General features: G+C 62.6%; 25 protein-coding genes. 16 read left to right on the top strand and 9 right to left on the bottom strand.

Annotated elements, in window-relative coordinates; all coding sequences use genetic code 11:
- Positions 1-2: 2 nt before the first annotated feature.
- From rnr to rpmG, 6 genes are all read left to right on the top strand, one after another.
- Positions 3-2,309, top strand: a complete 2,307-nt coding sequence (rnr, locus tag ACWGTI_RS18740) for a ribonuclease R (protein ID WP_454588487.1) — start codon at positions 3-5, stop codon at positions 2,307-2,309.
- A complete protein-coding gene (locus ACWGTI_RS18735) occupies positions 2,309-2,761 on the top strand; it encodes a DUF983 domain-containing protein (RefSeq protein ID WP_454588486.1) in 453 nt (150 codons plus the stop codon). The genes rnr and ACWGTI_RS18735 overlap by 1 nt, the downstream gene beginning before the upstream one ends.
- Before the next feature lie 86 nt (positions 2,762-2,847).
- Positions 2,848-3,588 carry an NUDIX hydrolase gene (locus ACWGTI_RS18730; protein ID WP_454588485.1) on the top strand — a complete coding sequence of 247 codons (741 nt, stop codon included), beginning with the start codon at positions 2,848-2,850 and terminating at the stop codon, positions 3,586-3,588.
- A gap of 21 nt (positions 3,589-3,609) precedes the next feature.
- On the top strand, positions 3,610-4,788 hold the full coding sequence (locus tag ACWGTI_RS18725) for an MFS transporter (RefSeq protein WP_454574116.1): 1,179 nt from the start codon (positions 3,610-3,612) through the stop codon (positions 4,786-4,788).
- Positions 4,789-4,901: 113 nt separating this feature from the next.
- Positions 4,902-5,360 carry a hypothetical protein gene (locus ACWGTI_RS18720; protein WP_454588484.1) on the top strand — a complete coding sequence of 153 codons (459 nt, stop codon included), beginning with the start codon at positions 4,902-4,904 and terminating at the stop codon, positions 5,358-5,360.
- A gap of 154 nt (positions 5,361-5,514) precedes the next feature.
- Entirely contained in the window at positions 5,515-5,682 is a 168-nt protein-coding gene (gene rpmG / locus ACWGTI_RS18715; RefSeq protein WP_006201775.1) for a 50S ribosomal protein L33, read from the top strand.
- A gap of 405 nt (positions 5,683-6,087) precedes the next feature.
- Here rpmG and ACWGTI_RS18710 read toward each other — a convergent pair whose 3' ends face one another.
- The gene (locus ACWGTI_RS18710) at positions 6,088-7,461 is read right to left on the bottom strand and encodes a PleD family two-component system response regulator (protein ID WP_454588483.1); all 1,374 of its coding nucleotides are present in this window, start codon (positions 7,459-7,461) and stop codon (positions 6,088-6,090) included.
- 33 nt (positions 7,462-7,494) lie between these two features.
- Entirely contained in the window at positions 7,495-7,866 is a 372-nt protein-coding gene (locus tag ACWGTI_RS18705) for a response regulator (RefSeq protein WP_023667574.1), read from the bottom strand.
- A gap of 236 nt (positions 7,867-8,102) precedes the next feature.
- Here ACWGTI_RS18705 and ACWGTI_RS18700 point away from each other — a divergent pair, with 236 nt between their 5' ends.
- Together ACWGTI_RS18700 and ACWGTI_RS18695 are read left to right on the top strand one after the other, a co-directional pair.
- Entirely contained in the window at positions 8,103-8,402 is a 300-nt protein-coding gene (locus ACWGTI_RS18700; RefSeq protein WP_454574119.1) for a DUF3572 domain-containing protein, read from the top strand.
- Entirely contained in the window at positions 8,399-9,052 is a 654-nt protein-coding gene (locus tag ACWGTI_RS18695) for a hypothetical protein (RefSeq protein WP_454588482.1), read from the top strand. Before ACWGTI_RS18700 ends, ACWGTI_RS18695 begins: the two co-directional genes overlap by 4 nt.
- A gap of 24 nt (positions 9,053-9,076) precedes the next feature.
- Here the strand turns inward: ACWGTI_RS18695 and ACWGTI_RS18690 are convergent, their stop codons facing one another.
- Together ACWGTI_RS18690 and ACWGTI_RS18685 are read right to left on the bottom strand one after the other, a co-directional pair.
- A complete protein-coding gene (locus ACWGTI_RS18690; protein WP_454588481.1) occupies positions 9,077-10,606 on the bottom strand; it encodes a hypothetical protein in 1,530 nt (509 codons plus the stop codon).
- Positions 10,607-10,704: 98 nt separating this feature from the next.
- Complete coding sequence (locus ACWGTI_RS18685) at positions 10,705-11,280, bottom strand: N-acetyltransferase family protein (protein ID WP_454588480.1); 576 nt, start codon at positions 11,278-11,280, stop codon at positions 10,705-10,707.
- Positions 11,281-11,347: 67 nt separating this feature from the next.
- On the opposite strand from ACWGTI_RS18685, the gene ACWGTI_RS18680 reads away from it, so the two are divergent.
- The gene (locus tag ACWGTI_RS18680) at positions 11,348-12,676 is read left to right on the top strand and encodes a DNA polymerase IV (protein WP_454588479.1); all 1,329 of its coding nucleotides are present in this window, start codon (positions 11,348-11,350) and stop codon (positions 12,674-12,676) included.
- A 5-nt stretch (positions 12,677-12,681) separates the two neighbouring features.
- Here ACWGTI_RS18680 and ACWGTI_RS18675 read toward each other — a convergent pair whose 3' ends face one another.
- Entirely contained in the window at positions 12,682-13,185 is a 504-nt protein-coding gene (locus ACWGTI_RS18675; RefSeq protein ID WP_454588478.1) for a hypothetical protein, read from the bottom strand.
- Positions 13,186-13,368: 183 nt separating this feature from the next.
- Positions 13,369-13,872 carry a hypothetical protein gene (locus ACWGTI_RS18670; protein ID WP_454588477.1) on the bottom strand — a complete coding sequence of 168 codons (504 nt, stop codon included), beginning with the start codon at positions 13,870-13,872 and terminating at the stop codon, positions 13,369-13,371.
- Between the two features lie 199 nt (positions 13,873-14,071).
- Here ACWGTI_RS18670 and ACWGTI_RS18665 point away from each other — a divergent pair, with 199 nt between their 5' ends.
- Positions 14,072-14,956, top strand: coding sequence for a DMT family transporter (locus ACWGTI_RS18665; RefSeq protein WP_454588476.1), 885 nt, complete (start codon positions 14,072-14,074; stop codon positions 14,954-14,956).
- 44 nt (positions 14,957-15,000) lie between these two features.
- Here the strand turns inward: ACWGTI_RS18665 and ACWGTI_RS18660 are convergent, their stop codons facing one another.
- The 3 genes from ACWGTI_RS18660 to ACWGTI_RS18650 all read right to left on the bottom strand — a co-directional run bounded on the left by ACWGTI_RS18660 (position 15,001) and on the right by ACWGTI_RS18650 (position 21,296).
- On the bottom strand, positions 15,001-15,399 hold the full coding sequence (locus ACWGTI_RS18660) for a nuclear transport factor 2 family protein (protein ID WP_454588475.1): 399 nt from the start codon (positions 15,397-15,399) through the stop codon (positions 15,001-15,003).
- 96 nt (positions 15,400-15,495) lie between these two features.
- Positions 15,496-19,023: a DNA polymerase III subunit alpha gene (gene dnaE / locus ACWGTI_RS18655; protein ID WP_454588474.1), complete on the bottom strand. Its 3,528-nt coding sequence runs from the start codon at positions 19,021-19,023 to the stop codon at positions 15,496-15,498.
- Positions 19,024-19,283: 260 nt separating this feature from the next.
- A complete protein-coding gene (locus ACWGTI_RS18650; RefSeq protein WP_454588473.1) occupies positions 19,284-21,296 on the bottom strand; it encodes an acetyl-CoA carboxylase biotin carboxylase subunit in 2,013 nt (670 codons plus the stop codon).
- Between the two features lie 264 nt (positions 21,297-21,560).
- Between ACWGTI_RS18650 and ACWGTI_RS18645 the strand changes: the two genes are divergently transcribed.
- From ACWGTI_RS18645 to ACWGTI_RS18620, 6 genes are all read left to right on the top strand, one after another.
- Positions 21,561-22,688 (top strand): S-(hydroxymethyl)glutathione dehydrogenase/class III alcohol dehydrogenase, encoded by a 1,128-nt coding sequence (locus ACWGTI_RS18645; protein WP_454588472.1) that lies wholly within the window; start codon positions 21,561-21,563, stop codon positions 22,686-22,688.
- Entirely contained in the window at positions 22,685-22,936 is a 252-nt protein-coding gene (locus ACWGTI_RS18640) for a hypothetical protein (protein WP_454588471.1), read from the top strand. Before ACWGTI_RS18645 ends, ACWGTI_RS18640 begins: the two co-directional genes overlap by 4 nt.
- A 28-nt stretch (positions 22,937-22,964) precedes the next feature.
- Positions 22,965-23,534 (top strand): S-(hydroxymethyl)glutathione synthase, encoded by a 570-nt coding sequence (gene gfa, locus ACWGTI_RS18635; protein WP_454588470.1) that lies wholly within the window; start codon positions 22,965-22,967, stop codon positions 23,532-23,534.
- Between the two features lie 64 nt (positions 23,535-23,598).
- On the top strand, positions 23,599-24,066 hold the full coding sequence (locus ACWGTI_RS18630) for a YaiI/YqxD family protein (protein WP_454588469.1): 468 nt from the start codon (positions 23,599-23,601) through the stop codon (positions 24,064-24,066).
- Positions 24,067-24,088: 22 nt separating this feature from the next.
- Complete coding sequence (locus ACWGTI_RS18625; protein ID WP_454588468.1) at positions 24,089-24,769, top strand: DUF1345 domain-containing protein; 681 nt, start codon at positions 24,089-24,091, stop codon at positions 24,767-24,769.
- 121 nt (positions 24,770-24,890) lie between these two features.
- On the top strand, positions 24,891-25,766 hold the full coding sequence (locus ACWGTI_RS18620; protein ID WP_454588467.1) for a cytochrome b/b6 domain-containing protein: 876 nt from the start codon (positions 24,891-24,893) through the stop codon (positions 25,764-25,766).

The raw sequence follows: 25,766 nt of genomic DNA, 5'->3' as shown, positions 1-25,766 counted from the left end.
GCGTGGCGCGCAGGATCACCGGTAGAAGCCACGGCGATCCGCGCACCGCCGACACCAGGGCCAAGGTCAAGGACGACTACCGGCCCTCGCGTGACGAGATCCTGCGCTACATCGCTGAAAATCCCGACCGTGCCGGCAAACGCGACATCGCCAAGGCGTTTGCGCTGCGCGGCGACGACCGCATCTGGCTGAAGGACATTCTGCGCGACCTGCAGGACGAAGGCGTCCTGACCAAGGAGCGCAAGCGGCTGGCCCGCGTCGGCGCCTTGCCCCATGTCGCAGTGCTCGACATTTTCGGCCGCGACGGCGACGGCATCCTGCTGGCGCATCCGGCCGAGGCCGTCGGCACCGGCGAGCCGCCCGTCGTCTCGATCCGCGTCTCGCGCGGCGGCAATGGCCCGCAACCGGGCATTGGCGACCGCGTGCTGGCCAAGACCTTCCCCACCGATGAGCCGACCGGGCCTGCCTATACGGGCCGCGTGATGAAGATTTTCGAGAAGCGGACCGATGCCGTGCTCGGCATCTTCCGCATCCTCAAGGACGGCACTTTCCGCATCGAGCCGGTCGAACGGCGCCAGCCCGAGCTGATCGTCGACAAGGAATTTCAGAACGGCGCCAAAAACGGCGACCTGGTCGAGGTCGAGCCGGCGCGAGCCTCCCGTTACGGTCTGCCGCGCGCGAAAGTGCTGGCGGTATTGGGCTCGCTGACCGGCGAAAAGGCGATCTCGATGATCGCCATCCACGCGCACGACATCCCGCACATCTTCCCGGCCGACGTCATCGCCGAATCCGAAGCGGTGAAACCGGCGACGATGGATCACCGCGAGGACTGGCGCGACCTGCCGCTGGTCACCATCGACCCCGCCGATGCCAAGGACCATGACGATGCGGTGTTTGCCACGCCCGACCTCGACGAGAAGAATCCCGGTGGCGTGATCGCCACGGTGGCGATTGCCGATGTCGCGGCCTATGTCCGCTATAACACCGCACTCGACCGCGAGGCGCAGAAGCGCGGCAATTCGGTCTATTTTCCCGACCGAGTCGTGCCGATGTTGCCCGAGCGCATCTCCAACGACCTCTGTTCGCTGCGCGAAGGCCAGGACCGGCCGGCGCTCGCCGTGCGCATGACCTTTTCGGCCGATGGCCGCAAGCTGCGCCATTCTTTCCACCGCGTCATGATGAAGTCGGCGGCCAAACTCGCCTACCCGCAGGCACAGGCTGCGATCGACGGCGTGATCGACGACAAGACCGGGCCGATCCTCGACACGGTGCTGAGGCCGCTGTGGGACGCCTACGCGATCCTGAAGCGCGGCCGCGACGGCCGCCAGCCGCTCGAGCTCGATTTGCCCGAGCGCAAGATCATGCTCAAGCCGGACGGCACTGTCGACCGCGTCATCGTTCCGGAACGGCTCGACGCGCACAAGCTGATCGAAGAATTCATGATCCAGGCGAATGTCGCCGCCGCCGAGACGCTGGAGGCAAAGAAGCAGGCGCTGGTCTACCGCGTCCACGACGCGCCGTCGCTGGCCAAGCAGGAATCGCTGCGCGAGTTCCTGCAAACACTCGGCCTGTCGCTGGCGCGCGGCGCGCAGATGCGGCCCGCCCAGTTCAACGGCATTCTCGATCGCGTGCGCGGCGCCGACAATGAAGGGCTGGTCAACGAAGTGGTGCTGCGTTCGCAGAGCCAGGCCGAATACGCGCCCAAGAACATCGGCCATTTCGGTCTCAATCTCAGGCGCTATGCGCATTTCACCTCACCGATCCGCCGCTATGCCGATCTGATCGTGCATCGCGGGCTGATTGCCGCACTGGGGCTTGGCCCAGGCGGGCTGACGCAGGATGAGGCGGCGCGGCTGGAAGACGTGGCGGTGCTGATCTCCGCCACCGAGCGCCGCGCGATGGCGGCTGAGCGCGACACGGTCGACCGGCTGATCGCGGCCTATCTCGCCGAGCGCATCGACGACCGTTTCGACGCCCGCATCTCCGGCGTCACCAAATCAGGACTATTTGTCCAATTGCCGCAGTTTGGCGCAGATGGTTTCATCCCGGTGTCAAGTCTGAACGGCGATTACTATATATACGACGAAACCGCGCGATCGCTGTTCGGAGAACGCACCGGCAAGGGTTACCAGCTTGCCGACCGCGTCGAGGTTCGCCTGATCGAGGTGGCGCCCATGGCCGGCGCGATGCGTTTCGAAATGCTGACCGACCCGAAGCCCCTGCCCGGCTCCAAGCGGTCGTTTCACAAGGCAAAAGGCCGCGCCCGCGCGTCGCAATCGCGCCCGGGTTCGCGCGGCAGGAGACGATGATGGCAAGCGAATTGGGTATCCAGGAACAGGTTTTCGGCGGCGAACATCATTCGGGCCGCGCCGCCCGTCCGCTGTGGACGGCGATGAAGCGCGGCGCGCTTGGCCGCTGCCCGCATTGCGGCGAAGGCAAATTGTTTGCCGGCTTCACCAAGAGCGTCGACAAATGCAGCGTCTGTGGCGAAGAGCTTGACCACCACCGCGCCGACGACCTGCCCGCCTATCTCGTCATCGTCATCGTCGGCCACATTGTTCTTGGCGCCTTCATGGGTGTCGAGGCGACCTCGACGCTCTCCATGTGGCAGCACATCGCCATCTGGGTGCCGCTGACCATCGTGCTGTCCGTCGCTCTGCTTCAACCGGTCAAGGGCGCCGTCATAGGACTGCAATGGGCGCTCTATATGCACGGATTCGGCGGCGAAAAGGACGGAACCGAGTCACGTCCAGGAACCTGACGCTCATCGGGCAATGCTGCCTGACGCAACATGCCGACCGTGAAAGGCCACTTTCGCTTGCCAGAAGTTTCCGCTAGGTCCTGCGCATGGAAGGTATGACCAAGGCGGAAGTCGACAGGATGGACCGTGGCGCGGCCGCCCATGGCGGCCAGCCCATGCGTCCGCGCGACGCCGCCACCCTGATCCTGCTCGAACGCAAGGGCGACGACGTCCTGGTGCTGATGGGCCGGCGTCATGCCGGCCATGCCTTCATGCCCGGCAAATTCGTCTTTCCCGGCGGCCGCACCGATCCGGCCGACAGCCGCATTGCCGTTGCCACCCCGCTGCTGCCAGCGGAAGAAGCCAAGCTGACCGCCAGCGTCGGCCGCATCAGCCCGTCGCGGGCCCGCGCCATTGCGCTCTCGGCCATCCGCGAGACCTATGAGGAAGCCGGCCTGCTCATCGGCTCCAAAGGCGCCTTCGCAACGGACAAACGCGACTGGCATGGCTTTGTCGAGCACGGCGTCCAGCCCTCGCTGGCGCCGCTTCGCTTCATCGCCCGTGCCATTACGCCACCCAATCGGGTGCGTCGTTTCGACACCCGCTTCTTCAGCGCCTGGCGCAGCGACGTCGTCGTCGAGTTGCCAGGTGGCGGCCCGACCAATGAGCTGGAAGAACTGGTCTGGCTGCCGCTTGCCAAGGCCAGAGAGGCCGACATCCCCGATATCACCCGAACGATCCTGCAGGACCTGGAGAAGCGGCTTGCCGACGATCCACGCCTGCGACCCGGTGGGTCCGTGCCGTTCTACCGGCTTGTCCGCAACCGCTTCGTTCGCGAAGTTCTCTAGCATCGAGTATTCAGGCATCCCATGACGGTCGATACCCAGCAAGAGGGGGACGAACGCGTCCATTGGCTACCGATGATCGCCGCGATCTCGTCCATCAGCGTCGTCGGCATCGCCATCGGCCTCGGCATGCCGCTGCTCAGCGTCATCCTCGAGACGCGCGGCCATTCGGCCTCGATGATCGGCCTCAACACCGCGGTCGCCGGCCTTGCCTCGATCGCCGGCGCCCCGCTGGCCACGCCACTGGCCATGCGCTTCGGCGTCGCCTGGACGATGATCGGCATGATCGTCGCCGGTGCGCTCGCCTTTGTCGGCTTCCATTTCGCACCCGACTTCTGGATGTGGTTCCCGCTGCGCATCGTGCTGCACATCGCGCTCACGGTGCTGTTCATCCTGTCGGAATTCTGGATCAGCACCTCGGCGCCGCCGCGCCGGCGCGGCCTGGTGCTCGGCATCTACGCCACCGTGCTGTCGCTCGGTTTTGCCGCCGGGCCGTGGATCTTCGCCCATATCGGCAGCGCCGGCTTCAGGCCGTTCGGCGTCATTATTGTCCTGGTGGCCCTGGCCGCGGTACCGGTGCTGGCCGCGCGGAACGAAAGCCCCACCATCGTGGTCGACGGTGAGACCAGCAACTTCCTTCGCTACATCTGGCTGGTGCCGACGGCGACCGCCGCCGTGCTGGTGTTCGGCGCCGTCGAGACCGGCGGTTTTGCGCTGTTTCCTGTCTATGGCAACCGCATAGGCTACTCCGAGGCCGACGCGGCCCTTCTCTTGACCATGATCGGCCTCGGCAACGTACTGCTGCAGATTCCGATCGGCATGATCAGCGATCGCGTCAGCGACCGCCGCTACCTGCTTTTAGCCTGCGCCACTGTCGGGCTTGCCGGCACCATCTTCATGCCGTTCTTCGCCGGGAATTGGCACCTCATGGCAGCGCTCCTGTTCGTCTGGGGCGGTGTGGTCGCCGCCATGTACACGATCGGCCTTGCCCATCTCGGCTCCCAGCTTTCCGGCCACGAACTGGCCTCGGCCAACGCCGCCTTCGTGCTCTGCTACGGTGTCGGCATGGTGCTCGGCCCGCAGGCGATCGGCATTGGCATGGATGCCTTCGGGCCCTCCGGCTTCGGCTGGTCGCTCGGCCTGTTCTTCGGTACCTACATCGCCCTGGTCAGCGTCAGGCTGATCCGCAAACTCCTGTTGTAGCCGGCGACGGCAAGCGCTTTTTCACGACGCAAAGACACGGCTGCTGACAGAACCGTGTCAGGAGGCCTCAGCTAAAAGGGTGTCCCAAAACACCCGAGATCGAGGATACTGCCATGATCGACAGCGGCTTTGAAACCACATCGTTACGCATGACGCTCCTGCTGCTTGTCAGCTTCCAGGCCCCGGCCGCCGATGTCGACCGCATCATGGATGCCGTGGTCGTGATCGCCCCGCTCGCCATGGGCAAGTATGACCGCAACGCCTACCAGTCCGCGCACGGCATCGAACGCTACCGGCCGCTCGAAGGTGCTGCCGCCGGCGCCGAGGCCGACTTGCGTCGCCGTCCCGGCACGGTCGAGGTCTCGTTCGAATTGCCCGATGACCAGTTGCTCGCCGCCCGCGTCGCCGAGGCGATTTTCCAGGCGCATTCCTACCAGGAGCCGGTGATCCGCATTCAGCCGATCCTGGCCAGCCGCTCCAAGGGCCTGGACGACCGCGCCAATCCGAATCGCTGGTGGAACACCACCGGCGACTGGAAGAAAGCAGCTGCGCCGGTAGCGCAAACCGTGTGATTTCAAGCCAAAGGGCGGCTGCACTTGGTCACAGCTGGCGCGCCGGGCTTGACTTTCCGGGCACGTTCTTTATGTGTCGCGCCAAGTTTCCCGCGTCCGGGTGTTTTCCCCCGCTCCAGCGGCCAAAACCCCACGAACATAACGGACTGATACAATGGCCAAAGCCGCAAACATCAAGATCAAGCTTCTGTCGACCGCCGACACCGGTTTCTTCTACGTGACCAGCAAGAACAGCCGTACCAAGACGGACAAGCTGTCGTTCCGCAAGTACGATCCGGTCGCCAAGAAGCACGTCGAGTTCAAGGAAACCAAGATCAAGTAATCTGGTTTCTGCACGCTCTGTAAAAACGCCGCCCTTTCGGGCGGCGTTTTTGTTTTGCAGGCTCTGAAAGCCGGAGACCTTCCGCGCCCTGGCGAGGAAAGCTCCTTGTGATTTTTGGAAAAAAGGGGGCCGGTCGGCGTATGGCAGCGGTACGAGGAGGCCACTATGTGCCAAGGCCGGCCGGCCGACCCCACGGACCCAGGAGATGCGGCGGACCTGAGCATCATGGGGTATTCGGAGCGATACGGCTGTCTACCCTCGTGCCCGCATCGCCTTGGTTCTTGCCCTGCACATTTGCGCAACAACGTATGAAAATCAACAGTTTCTTAACCAAGGCTCGGGAATCGCTTGGATTAAGGTAAATTCCTAACCCTATCGGGTTGACTGGATAATTCGGCGTCGGACCTACGCGGCCTTGGCGACGACGCGGTTGCGGCCACCGCTCTTGGCTTCGTAAAGAGCGACGTCGGCGCGCTTCATCAACGCCGCGACCGTATCCGCGCCGTTCAGCACCGACGACACGCCCACGCTGACCGTGACTTCGATCGTCTTGCCTTCTTGACCGATGGCAAACGGCAGTTGGGCGATTTCGGCGCGAATGCGTTCCGCAACCTTTGCCGCTACCGCTGCGTCCGTGTCCGGCATCACAACCACGAATTCCTCGCCGCCGAAGCGGCAGGCCAGGTCGATACCCCTGACATTTTTGCGCAACCGCCGGGCGAATTCGCGCAGCACGTCGTCGCCGCCGTCATGGCCATGCGCGTCATTGACGGTCTTGAACCGGTCGAGATCGGTGATCATCACCGACAAGGGTCGCCGCCGCGCCACGGCACGGTCGAACAGCGTCTGCAGATGGCTGTCCAGGTAGCGGCGGTTGTGCAGACCAGTCAGCCCATCGGTCACCGCCATCTCGATGGTCTGTGTGACGCTGGCGCGGAGCTGGTCGTTGTAGCGCTTGCGGCGCACCTGCGTGCGCAGCCGTGCCATCAGCTCCTGCTGATCGATCGGCCGCATCAGATAGTCGTTGATGCCGAGTTCGAGGCCGCGGATGATGCGGCCCTCCTCGCCTTCTTCGGCAAGCAGGATGATCGGCAGGAAGCGGGTGCGATCGAGCGAACGCAATTGCGAACATAGCCGCAGCGGATCGAAATCGGCAAAACCGGTCGAGATCAGCACGCATTCATACGGCGCCTCGGCAGCCTGGAAGAAACCGGTATGCGGATCGGTGGCAATGTCGAGTTCGGCGCTGCCCCGCAGCATCTTCTGGATGCGTCCGAAGGAGGGTTTGCGCTCGTCGATCAAGAGCACCTTCGGCGTCACCTCGTCGCTCGCGAAGGTACGGCTCAACAGCGCCTCGATGCCGATGTTACGGGTGGTCGAGGCGCGCAGACGCAACTCATCGGTCAGCGACTTCAGCCTGACCAGACTCTTCACCCGCGTCATCAGCTGCAAATCATTGACCGGCTTGGTCAGGAAATCGTCGGCACCGGCCTCGAGGCCGCGCACCCGGTCGGCAACCTGGTCGAGCGCGGTGATCATGACCACCGGTATGTGCGATGTCGCCGGATCGCTTTTCAACCGCTTGCAGACCTCGAACCCGTCCATGTCGGGCATCATCACGTCGAGCAGCACGACATCGACCTTGCCGTTTTCGCAGGTCTCAATCGCATCCGGCCCGTTGGAGGCGGTCAGCACCTCGAAATATTCGGCCAGCAGCCGAACCTCGAGCAGTCGGACATTGGCAGGGATGTCGTCGACGACGAGGATCCGTGCAGTCATTTCACAAGGCTCCGGCTGGAATCGGTGCTGACATCAGGCATCACCCAGATAGGATTTGATGGTTTCGATGAAACGCGGCACCGAGATCGGCTTGGAGATGTAGGCTTCGCAGCCCCCTTGGCGAATGCGTTCCTCGTCGCCCTTCATGGCGAAGGCGGTGACGGCGATCACGGGAATGGAATGGAGGTCGTCGTCCTCCTTCAGCCATTTCGTCACTTCCAGGCCTGATACTTCCGGCAGCTGGATATCCATCAGGATCAGGTCCGGCCGGTGCTGGCGTGCCAGATCGAGCGCCTCGAGGCCGTTGCGCGTGCGCACCGTCTCGTAACCGCTGGCTTCGATGAGGTCCCGAAAGAGCTTCATATTGAGCTCATTGTCCTCGACGATCATTACCTTCTTAGGCATCGATTTCCCGTCCCGGCCGGGCTTCGCCCGAAGCCTGCCGTCATGCGTCCTGTCGGAGCACACCAAACCCTCCTTCACTCTAGGGCAATATGATTGACGAAACGGAAACCCGCAGCTGTAAAGGCCATTCGGATTCCACCTCGAAAACCACATCGGATTGGGGCGGTGGCTTGCCGCAAGCGACGCTTGCGATTACTGCGGAAAAGAGACTCATTTCCGCAAACCAGAAGGTAATGATGGCAAACGCAGCGTCAATGCGCGAGGAGGCGGAAACCATTGCCGTGAGGGCACTGGGCTTCGTCGCCGCAGACCCGGAACTCCTGCCGCGCTTTCTGGCAATCACGGGCATAGAGGCCTCTGCCATTCGGCGCGCCGCAGCCGAACCGGGATTCCTTGCCGGCGTCCTACAGTTCATCCTCGCCCACGAGCCAACCTTGCTGCGCTTTGCCGAGGAAACCGGCACCCCGCCGGCCTCAGTCGGCAAGGCCTTGCGCGCGCTGCCGCTCGGCGGCGACGACCATGAGCGTTCGATATGAGCGACGATCCCGAGACGGCGCGCCAGATCGCCGAACTTGCAGCCGACGACCGGCCTCTGCTGATCCTCGACGTCGACGATGTCGTGCTCGAATTCATCCGGCCTTTTCCGCATTTCCTGAAATCGCGCGGTTTTGGCCTCACGCTGGCCTCCTTCCGCCTCACCGGCAACATCGCCGAAACGGCGAGCGGCCGGCTGATCGAACAGCCGGAGGTGACGGCACTGCTTGGCGATTTCTTCGACGCGCAGGCTGACTGGCAAAGCGTTACCGACGGCGCCGAACAAGCGCTTGCCAGCCTCGGCGACCGCGCCGAAATCGTTCTTTTGACCGCCATGCCGCACCGCCATCGCGCGGCGCGCCGCGCCCATCTCGATGCGCTCGGACTTCCCTATCCGCTGTTGACCACCGAAATGGCCAAGGGACCGGCGGTTGCGAAACTGCGCGGCAGCAAAGGGCGGCCGGTGGCCTTTGTCGACGACCAGCCGTCCAACCTCATCTCGGCGCGCAATTCCGTCGCCGATGCGCACCTGTTCCATCTGATGGCCGACAATTCGTTGCGCGCCTTCATGCCGCCGGTGCCCGACGACATCATCTCTGTCGAGGATTGGCATGAGGCGGCGCCGAAGATCGCCAGCGCGCTGGGACTTTAAGCCCAAGCGCTTTCAAGCCTGGGATCACGGCTGCAGCTTCGCCCCTGCCCCGCCGCTATTGCCCTCGCCAGGGATGGCGCCTTGATCGGTGCCGTCTTCCACGACCGGATCAGGGCCCTTGAGCATGGCGCCGTTGACCGTCACCGACCCATCGTGCCTGGCGTTGATCACCCATTCGATGCGGCCGTCCGGCAGCGTCTTGGCAAATCCCTTGATCACCAGCGCGCCGGTAAAAGCTTGCGAGGCCTGCGGGTCGGTCTTGGCAGCTTCCTGCAGGGTTGCGACGATCTTGTCATAGCCGGTGACGTCGATGGTTACGTTGGCATCGGGCTTCTCGCCATCGGGAAAAGTCATGTCGCCTTCCAACGCGATTTCCGCGGCGCCATTCTTGATAGTGCTGTGGCCGATGACGACCTTGGGACCGTTTGCCAGGAAACCCGCCTTGAGCTCGTCACCGAATTCAGGCAATAGCGCCGGCATTTTGTTGAGATCGAAGGCTTCGATAGCCTTCTTTGCCATTGTGTCGAGATCGATGTTGGCGCCGCCGAAATTGAGGTCGATGTCGGTGGGTAAAAGCGCGACACCCCATGCGGGAACAAGGTGTTGCGGCATCGAGAGCCCCGATGCCTTGATCCCGTAGCTGATCGTCCCGTTGCGCGCGACACCGTCCATGCCGAAGGCGATGCCGAGTTTTGCCGCGCCGAAACTGCCGACCGGGCTGCCGACGCTGATATCCTTGAAACTGTAGGTTCCATCGATCCGCTCCCATAATGGCAGCGCGGACAGGAGACGCGACTTGAGTTCGGCCTGGTTGGCCTTCAGTTTTGCCTCATCCTCATTGGCTACGGCGAAGGCCAACAAGTCCAGAAGAGGCTTCGTGCGCAGCCCTTTGCCTTTTGCATCCACGGACAACGCCGGCGACTTGAACGTCAGCAGGAGTTTCTGACCGTTGCTAGGATTGTCGGTCGTGACCGACTCTGCAAAATCGGCGATAGTCTGAACCATGTTGAAATCGACACCACCATTCGCACCCTTGGCGGCGCTTATTGTGGCCGCTCCCGCGCCGGAACTCATATCCGTGCGCTGCCTGGCATCCTGCGACGTCATCGTCATGCCTTCCAGCGACGACGTCCCGCTGCTGAAAGCCGCGAGTTCAGGATCGTAGACGCCGACAAACTTGCCGCCCTTGATCGACATCTTCATCCTTTGCGGACCCTGAGGGCCGTCGAACTCCATCGACCCTTCCGGTGCCAGATTGCCTGAGACATCCCACGCGCCATCGCTGCGTGGTTTGGTCAACAGCGCATAAGGGGTGAGATCAAGCTTCAGGCCATCCTGTTTTGCCAAGAGTTCCACGAGCGGCTTGAAATCGAATGCGAGCTTGTAGGCGTCGCCTTCGACCGAAACCTTCAAAAATCCGATCTCGAACGGCTTCTTGCTGAAATAACGCGCCAGATCGTCGGTAAGCTGCTTGGCGCCCTCGCTGTCGACCGTCTGGCCAAACGCCGGTGCACTGCAGGCTAGAAGCAAAACAACTGGCAAAACGCGCTTCATATCGATCCTCCACTTTATTACAGCCGTCAAAACCGTTTCTGCCACTGGTAGGGAAATACCATCACAGCCGCAAGACAAGACCTCTGGATTGCTGGCGGCTACAGCACCAGCCGCATAAGCGGCCGGCCGGCCTTGCGTTCGACAAGCCGCTCGAAGCCGGCCTTTTCGAACACACGCGACGAGCCGACGAACAGACCGATCGAACGCGAATCGCGTGACACATCGATCGGGCAGGCCTCGACCAGCCGCGCCTTGTTCTGGCGCGCAAAGGCGATGCCGCCCTCGACCAGACGGTGGCTGATGCCCTTGCCGCGTGCACTGGCGCGAATGAAGAAGCAGGAGATCGCCCAGACGCCGGGATCGGCGGCGTCCGACGGATCGACCGGCGCCGAGCCCCTGCCCCGATTGTTCCATTCGGGCACGTCGGCGCGTGGGCCGATCTGCATCCAGCCGACCGCTACGCCGTCCTCGAAGGCCAAAAGCCCCGGCGGCGGCCCGGCCTCGATCCGCGCCTTGATAAGATCTTTGTTGCGCTGCTTATCGCTGGCGCGCCGCGCCGCCGGGGCTTGCCTGAAATAGGTGCACCAGCAGCCGTAACAGGCGCCCTGCTTGCCGAAAAGATCCTCGAAATCCGCCCATAGGTCGGGCGCCAGCGGCGCTATGGTCGTGCTCATGAGCTCTCTCCCGGCTAACCGCTTGTGGCGGCTCCCGTCCTGACGTACCATTGCATTTGTTCTCTTTATGTTCGCAGCGATGGCGGCCCCTGTCAACAATCCCGAGCACGGTTTTTGCCGCGACTGCCTAACCCTTCAGCGCAGCGATGTCAGACGCTGCGAGCGCTGCGGCAGCCCGCGGCTTGCCCGCCATCCCGAACTCTACCGGCTGCATCTTGCCCATGTCGATTGCGATGCCTTTTATGCGGCGATCGAAAAGCGCGACAACCCGGCGCTCAAGGACAAGCCGCTGATCATTGGCGGCGGCAAGCGTGGCGTCGTCTCCACCGCCTGCTACATCGCCCGCATCAAGGGCGTGCGCTCGGCGATGCCGATGTTCAAGGCGCTCGAAGCCTGCCCGGAAGCGATCGTCATCCCGCCCAACATGGAAAAATATGTCCGCGTCGGCCGCGAGGTGCGCGCGCTGATGCAGGCGCTGACGCCGCTGGTCGAGCCGCTCTCCATCGACGAGGCGTTTCTCGACCTTGCCGGCACCGAGCGCCTGCACGGCATGCCGCCGGCGGTGGTGCTGGCGCGCTTCGCGCTGACCGTGGAAAAGGAAATCGGCATCACCGTTTCGGCCGGCCTCTCCTACTGCAAGTTCCTGGCCAAGGTTGCGTCCGATTTCCGCAAGCCTCGCGGCTTTTCGGTGATCGGCGAGGCCGAAGCGCTGGGTTTCCTCGCCGAGCAGCCGGTGACGTTGATCTGGGGCGTCGGCAAGGCTTTTGCCGCTACGCTGGAACGTGACGGCATCCGCAGCATTGCCCAGTTGCAGCGCATGGAGCGCGCCGATCTGATGCGCCGCTATGGCGTGATGGGCACAAGGCTTTACCATCTGTCACGCGGCCAGGATGACCGCCGTGTCGACCCCGATCAGGATGCAAAAAGCGTCTCGGCCGAAACCACTTTCGACACAGATATAGCTGAGATGGACGAACTGGTCCCGGTGCTGCGGGGGTTGTCAGAAAAGGTTTCAGCCAGGCTGAAGAAGTCAGGCATTGCCGGGCGCACCGTGGTGCTGAAGCTGAAGACGCAGGACTTCAAGCTGCGCACCCGCAACCGCCAGCTCGGCGACCCGACAAGGCTGGCCGACCGCATCTTCCAGACCGGCCTCGACCTCCTGCGCAAGGAAGCGGACGGGACGAAATACCGGCTGCTCGGCATCGGTGTCAGCGATCTCTCGGATGACCAGAAGGCCGATCCGCCCGATCTTGTCGATGTCGGCTCGCGCAAGCGCGCCATGGCCGAAAGCGCAATCGACACGCTGCGCGACAAATTCGGCAAGAAGGCGGTGGAAACAGGCTACACCTTCGGCAAGGGCCACAGCGCCAACCCGCCCGAGCCGATCGAGGAGTAATACGGCTAGATGCGCCGCAGATCGATGCGGCTCGTCACCACGCTCTTGCCGGTTTTCGGATCGACGTCGGTAACGGTCAACCGCATTCCGTCGCCGATGGTTTTCTCGACGGTCAACCGCGCCTTGCGGTCGCCATTGACCTCCGTCGCCCAGCTAATGCCGAGATTGATCGCGTTGCCCGATCGGCTGCCGGCGAGCTGTGCCGGTCCGGTGCGCGATCCAACATAGACGCCGGTGTATTTCGCCCCGCTGGCCTTCAGATCCGCGCTGATGGCCCGCGTCACCACGACAAGACCACGGCAGTTGCCATCAAGCGACAATGAGGTCGAGGTCGCGTCGGAATTGAAAGTACAGGAGACATTCACCGTCGGCGCGTCGGTGGTGACCTTGACCGTTCCCTTGCCGGAGAAATTCCCCTGCAAGGAACTCAGGAAATCAGCCTCGTCAGCACGAGCGTCCGCCGCAGCCATCAAGCAACCGGCAAGGACAAAGCATGCAAGTGATTTCATCATACCCTCCCCGAGACGTGTTGGAGATGCTGCGCGTCCAGCGGAAACCGGCACCACGCAGACTTAGAACGCCTGCCCGCAAAACGGGTTCCGCTTCAATAAGACTGTTTCTAACGTCGGATCTAATCGACCCAGGGGCTGGCCCGTTCGAATGCGTCGCTAGCGGTTGCGGCGGAAGCAAACCTAGGTGCGGTTGAGATCAATGCGGCTTGTCACAACCGTCTTGCCAGTCTTGGGATCGACATCGATCACGGTAAGGCGCATGGCGTCGGCGCCGATCTTTTCGACAATCATCTGGGCGTCGCGATCGCCGTTGACGATCTTTGCCCAGCGGATGTCGAGGTTGATTGCATCGCCGGTGCGGCTGCCGCTGAGCGCCGCCGGTCCACTTTTGGAGCCGACATAGGTGCCGCTGTAGGTCGCCCCACTGATCGTCAGGTCGGCGCGGATTTCGCGCGTCATGATCATCATGGCACGGCAGGTGCCGTCCAGCGAGAGCGAGGTATCCGTGATATCCGATTTGAAGATGCAGGAAATATTCATGACAGGTGAATTCGTCCTGATTCTGACAGTTCCTTTGCCGGCAAATTTTCCCTGCAACGAACTCAGAAAGCCCGCTTCGTCGGCATGTGCCGCTGGCGCTGACAACAGGCAGACGGCAATCAGCAACCCGACGACTGATTTCATCCAGAATCCCCTCTTGCGATCACAAAGGTGGCGACTCCCCCGGGATCTGGCCGACGCTGGAATCAAACGAGCGCCCCGCCAGCAGGTTCGGCCTTCGACGTGACCGTTTTTTTACAACCGTTTTTGCACCGCCCGCTGGCCCAGTCGAATGCCTCGACTAACGGTTGCGGCGCGACCGCCGTCTTGCGACATAGCGCCCATGGTCCCTGCTCCCTCGATCCCCAAAGCCGCCTTCTGGATGGCGCTGTCGATCGCCTCGTTCCTGGCGATGTCGGTCGCCGGCCGTGCAACCACCGCTGAGCTCAACGTCTTCCAGGTGCTCGAACTGCGCTCGGTGATCGGCTTTTTCATTCTTTTGCCGCTGGTGATGATATCAGGCGGTTTCTCGGCGATGCGCACGAAGCGGCCGCTTGCCCATATTGCCCGCAATGTCATCCACTATACCGGCCAGGCAGCCTGGCTCTATGCGCTGACGCTGATCCCGCTTGCGGTGCTGATCTCGATCGAGTTCACCACGCCGATCTGGACCGCCATCCTGGCCGTCAGCTTCCTTGGCGAAAAACTGTCGCGGCCAAGGCTGGCGGCGATTGTGCTCGGCCTGATCGGCGTGGTGGTCATCGTGCGCCCCTGCGTCGGATCTGTCGATCCCGGACACATTGTCGTGCTAGGCGCCGCTGTCTGTTTCGGCATCTCGGTGGTCATGGTCAAGTCGCTGACGCGGACCGACAGCGTCGTGCGCATCATCTTCTGGATGCTGGTCATCCAGTCCGTGGTCGGCCTTCTGCCCGCGCTCTACGAGTGGCGCAATCCGCCGCTCGAACTGTGGCCGTGGATCATCCTGATCGCCTTCACCGGTATGTCGTCGCATTTCTGCATGGCCCGCGCGCTTGTCTATGCAGACGCAACCGTTATCTCGCCGATGGATTTCCTGCGCGTGCCGCTATCGGCGCTGATCGGCTGGCTGCTCTATCGCGAGCAAATCGACATTTTTACCGCCGCCGGCGCCCTCCTGATCCTGATGGGCAACCTGCTCAATCTGCAGCGGAAAGCGGAGCGGCCGGCGGAGGTCGCGGCCTCGGGATAGCGACAGACAAAGAACCGTTCCGATGGGTTGAGGCCGGAGATTGCTCAGCTCTGCACCACCGCGCCGTCGGGCCCGACAAGGCGCCAGGCCGTGGCGGTGTCGTAGACGAACCGCTCCTCGGCGATCCGGTCGCCGCGCCAGCGCTGCAGGGCCACCTCTTCCAGTCGGCGCACAGTGCCCGTCTTGTCGATCCTGTCGAAGGTCCAGCGGATGGCGACATTGTCGCCATCGACCAGGAATGTCTGGACCGGATGCGTCTGCATCCTCTCGATCCGGTCGAGCGCGGCCTGCTCATGCGCCATCAGCGTTTCGATGCCACGCCGCGGCACGCCAAGATTCTCCTGCATGGTCGCATCGTCATGGTAGAAGTCGGCGATCGCCTTGACGTGGCTGCCTTCGACCACTTCCTTGAGGAAAGCTTCGACGCGTTCGCGGCTGGGCATGATTGTGCGTTCCTTTGACGTTCTTCAGGGCAATTCCAGGAAAAGTGTGAAACGGTTTTCCGTTCGGAATTGCGTCACGGGTGGCCTGAAGATCGGCTAAACGAGTTCCACTTCCACCACACCCGGCACGGCCCGCATGGCCGACGCGATCTGCGGCGAGATGCGGTAGCGGTTGGGCAATTCGATCTCGACCTCGCCCTGCCCGGCTTCCTTGATCAGCACGAAGCTGATCTGCCCTTCGCCCTTCACCGCCAACTGGCCAGCCAGCATGTTGATCGGAGCCGCGTCACGCACAAAGATGCGCAGCGCCTTCTGGATGCGGCTTGCCTCGTCTTCCAGCGACTGCACCGTCTGGATGCGAAGATTGACGCCTTCGGGCCTGTCCTCCGCCGACACGGTGATTACCACCGAACGGCCGGGCTCAAGCAGATCGCGATATTGCGCCAGCCCCTCGGAAAACAGCACGGCTTCATACTGGCCAGATGTGTCGGAAAAGGTGATGACGCCCATCTTGTTGCCGGTGCGGGTCTTGCGCTCCTGCTTGGTGGTGACGGTGCCGGCAAGCCGCCCGGCAGCGGCACCGCGCTTCACCGCGGCCGAGAATTCGCCCCAGTTCTGCACCCGCATCTTCTGCAAAGCAGCCTTGTACTCGTCGAGCGGATGCGCCGAGAGATAAAAGCCGACCACCTGGAATTCGCGGTGCAGCCGGTCGGCGGCAAGCCAGGGATCGGTCTGGGGCAGATTGAGCGCCTGCGACTGCGCGCCGAGCGACGCACCGAAAATGTCGTGCTGGCCCGAAATCGCATTCTGCTGCGCCAGCGAGGCCAGTCCCATCATCCGTTCGACGCCGGCCATCATCTGGGCGCGGTCATGACCGAAACAGTCGAGCGCGCCGGCCATGATCAGGCTTTCGAAGACGCGCTTGCCGACGATCTTCGGATCGACTCGCTCGCAGAAGTCGGCAAGGTTCTTGAACGGCTTTTCGCCACGCATCGCGACGATGTGCTCGACTGCCGCGTCGCCGACGCCCTTGAGCGCCGCCAGCGAGTAATAGATCCGGTTTTCGCCGACCTCGAAGTCGCGAAAACTCGACATCACCGAAGGCGCCACCACCTCGATGCCGAGGCGCAGCGCATCCTGGCGGAAATCGGCGAGCTTGTCGGTGTTGCCCATGTCGAGCGTCATCGACGCGGCCAGGAATTCCACCGGATAATGCGCCTTGAGATAGGCGGTCTGGTAGGAAACCACGGCGTAGGCCGCGGCATGCGATTTGTTGAAGCCGTAGTCGGCGAACTTGGCAAGAAGGTCGAAGATGAAGTCGGCCTGCGGCTTGCCGACGCCGCGCTCGACGGCGCCGGTGACGAAACGCTCGCGCTGTTTGTCCATCTCGGCGCGGATCTTCTTGCCCATGGCGCGGCGCAGAAGGTCGGCTTCGCCGAGCGAGTAGCCGGAAAGCTCCTGCGCGATCTGCATGACCTGTTCCTGGTAGACGATGACGCCTTGCGTCTCCTTCACCAGATGGTCGATCTTGGGATGGATCGAGGCCATCTCCTCCTCGCCATGCTTTCTGGCATTGTAGGTCGGGATGTTCTCCATCGGGCCGGGGCGGTAGAGCGCCACCAGCGCGATGATGTCCTCGATGCAGTCGGGCCGCATGCCGATCAGCGCCTTGCGCATGCCGGCACTTTCCACCTGGAACACACCGACCACTTCGCCGCGCGACAGCATGGCGTAGGTTTCAGGATCGTCGAGCGGGATCGTCGCCAGGTCGATCTCGATGCCGCGGCGGCGGATCAGCTTCACCGCCGTCTCCAGCACCGTCAGCGTCTTGAGGCCGAGGAAGTCGAATTTCACCAGCCCTGCCTGCTCGACATATTTCATGTTGAACTGGGTGACCGGCATGTCCGAGCGCGGATCGCGGTACATCGGCACCAGCTCCGACAACGGCCGGTCGCCTATGACGATGCCGGCGGCATGCGTCGAGGCGTGGCGGTAGAGCCCTTCGAGTTTCTGCGCCATATCGAGCAGCGTCTGGACGATCGGCTCCTTCTCGGCCTCTTCGGCAAAACGCGGCTCGTTGGCGATGGCGTCCGCCAGCTTGACCGGATTGGCCGGGTTCTGCGGCACCATTTTGGACAGCTTGTCGACCTGGCCGTAAGGCATCTGCAGCACGCGGCCGACGTCGCGCAGCACGGCGCGCGCCTGCAGCGTACCGAAGGTGATGATCTGCCCCACCTGGTCGCGGCCGTATTTCTGCTGGACGTAGCGGATCACCTCTTCGCGCCGGTCCTGGCAGAAGTCGATATCGAAGTCGGGCATCGACACGCGGTCGGGATTGAGGAAGCGCTCAAACAGCAGCGAGAAGCGCAAAGGGTCGATGTCGGTGATGGTGGTGGAATAGGCGACCAACGATCCGGCGCCCGAACCGCGGCCGGGCCCGACCGGAATGCCTTGCGCCTTCGCCCATTTGATGAAGTCGGCAACGATCAGGAAGTAGCCGGGGAACTTCATCTTCTCGATGATGGAAAGCTCGAAATCGAGCCGCTCGCGATACTGCTCGGCGGTATAGCCGGCAGTGGGTCCATGGGCCGCCAGCCGCGCGTCGAGCCCTTCATGGGCCTGGCGGCGCAATTCGTCTGCCTCGGCCTTCAGCGCCACCTCATTGTCGGCGACATCGCCGCCGGTAAAGCGCGGCAGGATCGGGTTGCGGTTCTTCGGATAATAGGAGCAGCGCAGCGCGATCTCGACGGTGTTGTCGATCGCTTCCGGCAGATCGGCGAACAGTCGTGCCATATCGGCCTGGCTGCGCAGGAAATTGTCCGATGTCAGCCTGCGGCGGTTGTCGGCGGCAACGACCGAACCTTCGGCAATGGCGATCAGCGCGTCATGCGCGTCATAGTCGTCGCGCGCGGAAAAGAACGCCTCATTGGTGGCGACCAGCGGCAGGTCATGGATATAGGCAAGATCGACCGATGATTTCTCGATGGCGCGGTCATAGCCGGACACGCGGTCCAGCTCGACATAGAGCCGGTCGCCAAACAGCGCCTTGAGCGCCAGCAACCTCGCTTCGGCGAGGTCGCGGCGGTCTTCCTTCAGCGCTCGGCCGATCGGACCGCGCGGCCCGCCGCTGAGGCAGATCAGGCCATCGCTATGGCCCTCCAGCATTGCTGACGTCAGATGCACGGGCTCGCCCGGCGGCGTCTCCAGATAGACCTGGCTGACCAGCCTGACCAGATTGCCATAACCGGCCTCGGTGGCGGCCAGCAGCACCACGGCATGCATCTCCGGACCATGACGGCGGCGGTCGCGCTGCGCGTCGCTCGTCTCGCCGGAAAAAGCGAGATCGACCTGGCAGCCAATGATCGGCTGGATACCCTCCTTCACCGCCTTCTGGGCGAATTCCAGCGCGCCGAACAGATTGTTGGTGTCGGTGACGGCGATTGCCGGGCACTCGTCCTTGACGGCATGGCCGACAATGGCGGCGACCTGCAAGGCGCCTTCGAGCAGCGAGTAGGCCGAATGCACGCGCAGATGGATGAACGGACGCGCCGGCGTCTCCGGGCGCGCGGCAGCAATCGCTGCTTCGCGCTTCAGGGGGTCGCGTGGAAGTTTGTCATCCGCCATGATTTATCGCGCCTAAGGCTTTGAGTCGATGGAGATGTATTGTCCCGGACCGGGCTATGCCAGTCCAGCACAAACGACCACCGACCACAGGCTTCCGTGCCCGCGCCAGCTCAACTCAGAGATTGGTTCGAAATTCGCTCCGGCGAGTCATATGATGGTGGTTTCGAGAACCGGCGCGCAGCGGACTTTTGGGTCCGTGAGCACCGGAAGCGCAGAAAACGCCTTCAGATGGCCGCCGGAGTAGAATTTCCAAACAATCTCTAGGCGAATTCCATGATCACCGCGTCCACCGCCAAGCTGTCGCCCGGTTTGGCGTTGAGTTTCGACACGACAAGATCACGGTCGGCGCGCAGCACGTTTTCCATTTTCATTGCCTCGACCACGGCCAGCGTCTCGCCGGCCTTGACCTCCTGGCCCTCAAGGACCGCAATCGACACGACCAGCCCCGGCATCGGGCAAAGCAGCAGCTTGGACGTGTCCGGCGCCACCTTTTCCGGCATCAGCTTTTCCAGCTCAGCCGTGCGCGGCAACATGGCGCGTGCCATCACCGACATGCCCTTCCAGGCGATGCGCAGACCGTTCGGCAGCGGCCTGATCTGCGCCGTGACCTTGCGGGCGCCCACCTGACCGCGCCAGATCAGATCGCCCGGCCGCCAGTCGGACGTCACCGTCAGCGCCTTGCCGCCATCGACCGACAGGTCGATTTCCATCGGAATGGAGATCATGCCCTCGGTCATCGAAGCCTGGAGATAGTCCTCGCCGACCTTCACCACCCAGTCACGCTTGAGCGCCCCCGAATGCGGCGCCAGTCGCCCGCTTAAGCGATCGAGCCGGTCGCGGCGCAAAAGTTCGACCGCCGTGGCGATCGCCGCCAGCACCGCCTTTTCGTCAGCGTCCGGAACGATCGGCGCGAAACCGTCCGGATATTCCTCAGCAATGAAGCCCGTCGATATCCGCCCTTCGCGCCAGCGCGGATGCTGCATCAGCGCTGCCAGGAACGGAATGTTGTGCTCGATACCGTCGACGACGAAACTGTCCAACGCTTCCGACATGGCGTCGATCGCCGCCAGCCGCGTCGGCGCCCAGGTGCAGAGCTTGGCCACCATCGGGTCATAAAACAAAGAAATCTCGGAGCCTTCGGTGACGCCGGTGTCGTTTCGGATGACGATGTCGCCGAACGTGCCCTCCTCTGGCGGCCGGTAGCGCGTCAACCGGCCGATCGACGGCAGGAAATTGCGATAGGGATCTTCGGCATAGAGGCGGCTTTCCACCGCCCAGCCGTTCAGCTTGACGTCGCTCTGCTTTATCGCGAGCTTTTCGCCGGCGGCGACGCGGATCATCTGCTCGACCAGATCGATACCGGTGACGAGCTCCGTCACCGGGTGCTCGACCTGCAATCTCGTATTCATTTCAAGAAAATAGAAGTTCTTTTCAGCGTCGACGATGAACTCGACGGTGCCGGCGCTCTGATAGTCGACCGCCCGAGCCAGCGCGACTGCCTGCTCGCCCATGGCCTTCCTGGTCTTGGCATCGAGAAACGGCGATGGCGCCTCTTCGGCGACCTTCTGGTTGCGGCGCTGGATCGAGCATTCGCGCTCGCCGAGATAGAGCGCGGTGCCATGTGCGTCGGCCAGTACCTGGATCTCGATATGGCGCGGATCGACGACGAATTTCTCGATGAAGACGCGGTCGTCGCCGAACGAGCTTTTGGCTTCGGAACGCGCCCGGTCGAAACCGTCGCGCACTTCCGATTGGCTCCAGGCGATGCGCATGCCCTTGCCGCCTCCACCGGCCGAAGCCTTGATCATCACGGGATAACCGATCTCACCGGCTATTCTTTCGGCATGGTCGGCATTCTCGATGACGCCAAGCCAGCCGGGCACCGTGGAAACCTTGGCAGCATTGGCAAACTTCTTCGATTCGATCTTGTCGCCCATCGCCTTGATCGCCTTGGGCTTGGGGCCGATGAAGACAATGCCCTCAGCCTCCAGCGCCTCGCAGAAGGCCGCACGCTCCGAGAGAAAGCCGTAGCCGGGATGCACGGCCTGAGCCCCTGTTTCCTTGCACGCGGCGATGATCTTTTCCGGCAGGAGATAGCTCTGCGCGGCTGGCGAAGGCCCGATATGCACGGCTTGGTCAGCCATTTCGACATGCACGGCGTCACGATCGGCGTCGGAATAGACCGCGACGGTGGCAATGCCCATCTTGCGCGCCGTCTTGATCACGCGGCAAGCGATCTCGCCGCGATTGGCGATCAGGATTTTCGTGAACATGCAGACGTCGTTCCTCCGGCGAAGCCATCCTGTTCTATGGACTATCCAGCCTTGTCTCAAGGGGTGGACGTTTGTTGCCGTCCGGCCTGATTGTGGCCCCTGCGCCGAAAAACGTCGCAAGAAAAGTTGGCCGCCATCCCCGAACCCGGTAAGGTGGCCGTGGGCTCATAACAAACGGCAGACTGGCGTCTCGCCTTGCCAGGCAAGCCGAACAAGACTGGCGTAACCTGACACTTACACATTGCTTTGGGAGGGATCTGTCCGATGAAAACTCGCGCCGCTGTCGCTGTCGCTGCCGGAAAGCCGCTGGAGATCATGGAGGTCGACCTCGACGGACCGCGCGAAGGCGAGGTGCTGGTAGAGATCAAGGCGACCGGCATTTGCCACACCGACGAGTTCACACTCTCGGGCGCCGACCCTGAAGGCCTGTTCCCGGCGATCCTCGGCCATGAAGGCGCCGGCATCGTCGTCGATGTCGGCAAGGGCGTCACTTCGGTCAAAAAGGGCGACCATGTCATCCCGCTCTACACGCCCGAATGCCGGCAGTGCCCGTCCTGCCTGTCGCGCAAGACCAACCTCTGCACCGCCATCCGCGCCACCCAGGGCCAAGGCTTGATGCCGGACGGTTCGTCGCGCTTCTCGATCGGCAAGGACAAGATTTTTCACTATATGGGGTGCTCGACCTTCTCCAACTTCACCGTGCTGCCCGAGATCGCGGTGGCCAAGGTCAACCCGGACGCCCCCTTCGACAAGATCTGCTACATCGGCTGCGGCGTCACCACCGGCATCGGCGCTGTCATCAACACCGCCAAGGTCGAGCAAGGTGCGACCGCCGTTGTCTTCGGTCTCGGCGGCATCGGCTTGAACGTCATCCAGGGCCTGAAGCTGGCCGGCGCCGACATGATCATCGGCGTTGATCTCAACAACGACAAGAAGGCATGGGGCGAGCGCTTCGGCATGACGCATTTCGTCAACCCGAAGGAGGTCGACGGCGACATCGTCCCTCACCTCGTAAACATGACCAAGCGCGGCGCCGACCAGATCGGCGGCGCCGACTACACATTCGACTGCACCGGCAACACCAAGGTGATGCGCCAGGCGCTGGAAGCCTCGCATCGCGGCTGGGGCAAGTCGGTCATCATCGGCGTCGCCGGCGCTGGGCAGGAAATTTCGACCCGGCCGTTCCAGCTGGTCACCGGACGAACCTGGATGGGCACCGCCTTCGGCGGCGCACGTGGCCGCACCGACGTGCCGAAAATCGTCGACTGGTACATGGACGGCAAGATCCAGATCGACCCGATGATCACCCATTTGCTGAAGCTGGAAGACATCAACAAAGGCTTCGACCTCATGCATGAGGGCAAGTCGATCAGAAGCGTGGTCGTCTATTGAAGGAGGTTCGAATTCGCTTCGTCGACCCCGAGAAGTCGACGATCCATCGAATACGGAACTTTGGCGAGGATCTTTGGCGCAGCTTTCGCGAAGAAAAGCGCGTCACGATCAGTCTGGAGGAGATTGACCGTGCGCAAGATCAGGTCGCTTACCTCGTGCAAGGACAGTTTCTAAGGAGGAGCCTGACCGAAGTGCATCGTCTGCTGAAGGTGCACTTCATGGAAAATGAGGTAGTCATCGAGACCTAGTTGAGATGACAAAACAGGGAGGAATGAAATGCCAGAAAAACTGCATCCGAAAATCGACAATGGGCTGCCAAAGGAAAGCGCAAGCTTTGCCGGCGGCACGCTGGTCTGCGCTTGCACCAGCAAGCCGGTGAAGGTGAAGGTCAAGGGCCAGATCGCCCACAACCATGCATGCGGCTGCACCAAGTGCTGGAAGCCTGAGGGCGCTGTGTTCTCGGTCGTGGCAGTCGCCGGCACCGGCGATGTCACCGTCACCGAGAACGGCGACAAGCTGAAAGTGGTCGACCCCTCGGCGCTTATCCAGCGTCATGCCTGCACCGGCTGCGGCGTCCACATGCACGGCCCGGTCGAACGCGACCATCCCTTCAAGGGCCTGTCCTTCATCCATCCCGAGCGTTTTGAGGAAGATGGCTGGTCACCGCCAGGCTTCACCGCTTTTGTCTCGTCGATCATCGAATCCGGCGTCGATCCGAAGCGCATGGACGGCATCCGCGCGCAACTGAAGTCGATCGGGCTCGAACCCTACGACTGCCTCAATCCCGGCCTGATGGACTACATCGCCACCTGGACGGCCAAGAAGTCCGGCGCCTTGCCGGCCTGACAGTAAGAGATTTCTGGCATGGGGCCGGCCAATATGCCGGCCCCATGTTCGTTTCGGAGAGACAATGCCTGCACCCGCCATCTACGTTGACGCCGACGCCTGCCCGGTGAAAGCCGAGGTCGAAAAGGTAGCCGAGCGCCATGGCGTCGTCGTCACATACGTCTCCAATGGCGGGCTGCGCCCCTCTCGCGATCCGATGATCCGCAACGTCGTCGTCTCCAAGGGAGCCGACGCCGCTGACGACTGGATTGTCGACAACGCGAAATCCAACGACATCGTGATCACAGCCGACATCCCGCTTGCCGCCCGCGCGGTGTCGCTCGGTGCGCATGTGCTCGGCCCCACCGGGCGGCCGTTCACGCCCGAAACCATCGGCATGGCCGTGGCGATGCGCGATTTGAAGCAGCATTTGCGCGAGACCGGCGAGAGCAAGGGCTACAATGCCAGCTTCGCGCCGCAGGACCGTTCGCGCTTCCTGGGCGAGCTCGACCGCATCTTGCGGCGCGCGCTGAAATCCGTCACACCGGGCTAGAAACGGCACCAGGGGCCGGACTATGGCGACAGATATCCCCATCACTAACCCGCTGCACCGGCACAAGCAATTCCTGGTATCGGCCTGTGTCGGCCTGCCGGCGCTGGCGATCGCGCTGATCGCGGGCGCACCGCTTGCCTATTCGATTTCGATTGCCGCCGACGCCTTCTTCGTCGTCTTCATTGCGCTGGTCATCGCCAAGATGCCGCTGCTGTCTGGCCGCTATCTCAGCAAGAACGCGCGCGAGGTCGACCTGCCGGTGCTGGGCATCTTTGCCATCACGCTCGGCGTCGTCGGCATCGCCATCATCCTGTTGTTCCTGCTGATCAACCACAAGGACCGCGACCCCATCGAGCTGGGTATCGCGATGCTGTCTGTCCCGCTTGGCTGGTTCACTATCCATGCCATGGCCGCACTTCACTACGCCCACGTCTATTGGATGGACGGCGACGCAATCGATACCGAAACCAGGAAGAAAATGCCGGTCGGCGGCCTCGATTTTCCCGGCAGCAAACGGCCAGAGGGCTGGGATTTCCTCTATTTCGCCACGGTGATCGGCATGACGGCACAGACCGCAGACACGGCGATCACGACCTCGCACATGCGCCGCGTCGTGCTTGTCCACTCGATTCTGTCGTTCTTCTTCAACACGGTCATCGTCGCTGCCGTCGTCAATCTCGCGGTCAGTCTCGGCAACCCTTAGCAATCCGCGCCCGTAATAAAAACGTGATCGCATGAAACATCGCTTTCGATAGCGACGTATTGGAAGGACAAGGACGAACGCGGCCATGCCAGGATCGCGCAGACGAAAGGCAAGGAAAAGGATGAATACCGTTGCCATGAGCCAGACTGGCGCCGATAGCGCCGCTCCGAAGGACACGACGCTCATCTATCGGCAATCGCGCTGGACGCGTCTGACGCACTGGCTGTGGGCGATTTCGCTGTTCTTCATGCTCTTGTCCGGCCTGCAGATCTTCGGCGCCCGCCCGCAGCTCTATATCGGTGAACAGTCGGGCTTCGGCTACAACAACACCGTCTTTGCCATCGGCGCCGAGAACACCGCGACCGGGCCGCGCGGCTACACCGAAATCTTCGGCCATCGCTTCGACACCACCGGCGTGCTCGGCTGGTCGGGCCCGGCCGGTCAGGAAACCTCGCGCGCCTTCCCGTCCTGGGCGACGATCCCGTCCTACTACGACCTCGGCACCGCCCGCGTCGTGCATTTCTTCTTCGCCTGGATACTGACCACCACTTTGGTCGTCTGGCTGGTCGCCAGCCTGGTCAACGGCCATCTGCGCCGCGATCTGGCGCCGCGACTGGACGATCTCAAGCGGCTGCCGAAGGACATTATCGACCACGCCAAGCTCAGGTTCCACCACACGCGCGAATACAACACGCTGCAGAAAATGGCCTATGGCGGTGTGCTGTTCGTGCTGTTGCCGCTGATGATCATCACCGGCCTTGCCATGTCGCCAAGCATGAATTCGGTACTGCCCTGGCTCAACGAGGTGCTCGGCGGCCGGCAGACGGCGCGCACCATCCATTTCACGGTGATGGTGCTGCTGGTCGGGTTTTTCATCATCCACATGCTGATGATCCTCGCTGCCGGCCCCATCAACGAACTGCGCTCGATCATCACCGGCTGGTACCGCACCGACCCGCCGGCGCACGGCAACGAAGCCTCGAAGAGGAGCGCCTGA

This window comes from Mesorhizobium sp. ArgA1, from assembly GCF_053714375.1.
The sequence above is the reverse complement of the archived record's forward strand: the minus strand, read 5'-3'. Positions and strand labels throughout refer to the sequence as shown.